The organism is Novosphingobium sp. ZW T3_23 (assembly GCF_044987305.1).
Taxonomy (GTDB): domain Bacteria; phylum Pseudomonadota; class Alphaproteobacteria; order Sphingomonadales; family Sphingomonadaceae; genus Novosphingobium.
The window spans coordinates 1-2,737 of sequence record NZ_JBJDRF010000118.1; the positions used below are offsets into that span (position 1 = coordinate 1).

Consider the following 2,737-nt stretch of genomic DNA (forward strand, 5'->3'; position numbering starts at 1 on the left):
TCCCGTTCCGCGTCCAGCTCACGGATCAGGTCGAGGACAAGCCCAAGTCGCCGACGCAACCGGTTGATCTCGGCGGCCAGGCGGGGTGGAAGCTTGCGGCCGTCGCCGGTTTCGAGCGCCGCGAGATCTCGCTCCCAGTTTCGCAATGAGGGGCGTGAACGGATACCTTGGGTCGCGAAAAGCGCCAGTATCCGGTTTTCTAGTCGGGTTCGGTCCTGCACAAGATGCTCGCGCTCACGGTGGATGCGTTTGCCGTCCTCCTCATCAGGCGTGGGCACCTGGACCATGCTGCAGATTTGGTTATCGCCAGCCAGATAGGCGCCGAGCACACGCAAGAGCCCTTCGGCATCGAGGCGATCGGTCTTCGCCCGCTTCGCTCGTCGGTTCACAAGAATGCTGGTCGGCTCGACAACGTAGGTCGCAATGCCATGCTCAGTCAGCAGTCGATGGATCCAGAACCCATCTCGTCCAGCTTCAAAGCAGCAGGCAACTGGCACAGTATCTTCGGATGCCCGCTGCTTCGGCCGAAGCCCTTCGAAAAGCGCCAACAGCGCGGCGGTGTCGCCCGCGCTAATCCGATGCATGCAGCTTTTCTGAGCGCCGGCCGATCGCGTGCCGACGAGCCATACTGAATTGCTCAACTCAAGCGCGACAAGTGTGGTATTGCTTTGGAACGACATAATGCGGCTCCCTGGATTGAGGACGCCGCTATAGTGAACTGTCGCGCGACATTCAGGGTGAGAACGCATTGCCTCACCTGAATTGCTCCCGGCAAACCTGCCGTTGCCTCATCTAAACTGCTCCCGGCCAATGCCGGGAGGGAACGATGCGGAAGGTGAGCATGGCGACGCGAAGGGAATTGATTGAAGCAGTCGGCGAGCGGTATCGATCGGCTGATCGCGCGAGCAAGAGCAAGTTCTCGACGAATTCGTCGCGATCACAGGTTTCCACCGAAAGCATGCAATGCGACTATTGGGGTCGGAGCCGTTGGTCAGGGAAACGACGCGACCACAGCGCAGACTTTACAACGAGGCGGTGCGCGAAGCGTTGCTCGTGTTGTGGGAAGCTAGCGACCGCCTGTGCGGGAAGCGGCTGCGGCCGCTTATTCCGGTTCTGATCGAGGCGATGGAGGGTCATGGCCACCTTGATCTCGATCCGGCGATCAAGGCGAGGTTGTTGCAGATGAGCCCGGCAACGATCGACCGTGCTCTGCAGAGTGCGAAAGGGAACAGTCAGAAGGTCCGGCGGCGCGGTGTGGGCGGATCGGAACTGCGACGTAGCGTTCCGATCCGGACGTTCAATGACTGGGGCGATCCGGCGCCGGGGCACATGGAAGCAGACTTGGTGTCGCACAGCGGCCCGGTGGCGAAGGGGAGTTGGGCGTGGACGCTAACGCTGACCGACATTGCGACGGGCTGGACTGAATGCGCACCGTTGCTGGTGCGCGAGCAAACGTTGTTGGTGGAGGTCCTCAAGGAGCTGCGCAAGCTGATGCCGTTCCCGTTGCTGGGATTTGATTCGGACAATGACAGCGTGTTCATCAATGAAACCGTGCGCGATTACTGCGCGGCGACGGAAATCGTCTTTACCCGCTGCCGCCCCTATCGCAAGAACGATCAGGCCTGGGTCGAGCAGAAGAACGGTTCGGTTGTGCGCCGTCTGGTGGGCTATCGCCGGTTCGAGGGACTGGAAGCAGCTGGGCTGCTCGCCGAATTGTATGCGGCGGCGCGCCTGTTCGTGAACTTCTTCCAGCCTGCGGATTCCGGGGTCATCGCGCGCACCATTCCGAAGTGATGGCGCGCAGGATTCCGAGACGATCGCGCGCAGCGTTCCGAGAATTATCCGCGCAGGATTCCGAAATGATCGCGCGCAGTTTGGGATGACGTGAAGCCTGATCGTTGGGACCATTCCCTGGCTGAGCAGCCAGGAGGATTGGATGCCGACGAGGAGGGTAATGATGCGCCATGTGCGCGAGATATTGAGACTGAGCCTGGACGCCAGGCTCTCGACCCGAGCTGTAGCAGAGCATGTTCGGACGGGGGCAACCACGGTACGCGACACGCTCAGGCGGTTTGATCAATCCGGGCTGTCGTGGCCGTTGCCGCCCGAGATTGGCGACGCAGATATGGAGGAGCGGCTGTACGGGGTTCCTGGCGTCAAACCGGGGCGGCGTAAGCTGCCCGAGCCGGACTGGCCGGTGGTAGCGCGCGAACTGAAGCGCAAACACGTGACACTGCAGGTGCTCTGGGAGGAGTATCGGGCCGAGCATCCGGACGGGTATCGCTACTCGAGATTCTGCGATCTGTTCCGCCGGTGGGAGGGCCGCTTGCCGCTGGTCATGCGTCAGAGCCATGCCGGGGGCGAAAAGCTGTTCCTTGATTACGCTGGCGACACGGTGCCGGTCGTGGTGGACCGCAGGACTGGGGAAGTCCGCGGTGCCCACATCTTCGTCGCTGTAATGGGCGGATCGAGCCTGTCGTTTGCGCTGGCGACCTGGACCGAGCAGTTCCCTGACTGGATCGCGGGCAACAATGCCGCCTTCGCCTTCTTCCGCGGCGTTCCCCAATTGCTGGTGCCCGACAATGCCAAGGTGGCGGTGATCAAGGCCTATCACTTCGATCCTCAGGTGAACCGCAGTTACACAGACATGGCCCGGCATTACGGTACGGCGATCCTGCCGACCCGGCCGCGCAAGCCGCGGGACAAGGCCAAGGTCGAAGCCTGCGTCGGTATCGTC

The 2,737-nt window shown here is 61.8% G+C and carries 2 protein-coding genes and 1 pseudogene; 2 read left to right on the top strand and 1 reads right to left on the bottom strand.

What is annotated here, in order from left to right; genetic code table 11:
• Window positions 1–680: transposase (locus tag ACI3K3_RS25485; RefSeq protein ID WP_404918883.1), on the bottom strand; the 680-nt coding region annotated here is incomplete at its 3' end.
• A 146-nt stretch (window positions 681–826) separates the two neighbouring features.
• Here ACI3K3_RS25485 and ACI3K3_RS25490 point away from each other — a divergent pair.
• Window positions 827–1,758 (top strand): annotated as a pseudogene (locus tag ACI3K3_RS25490) (transposase family protein); the annotation flags it as partial.
• Between the two features lie 199 nt (window positions 1,759–1,957).
• Window positions 1,958–2,737 (top strand): IS21 family transposase (istA, locus tag ACI3K3_RS25495; protein ID WP_404918885.1); only part of this gene is annotated, 780 nt, incomplete at its 3' end.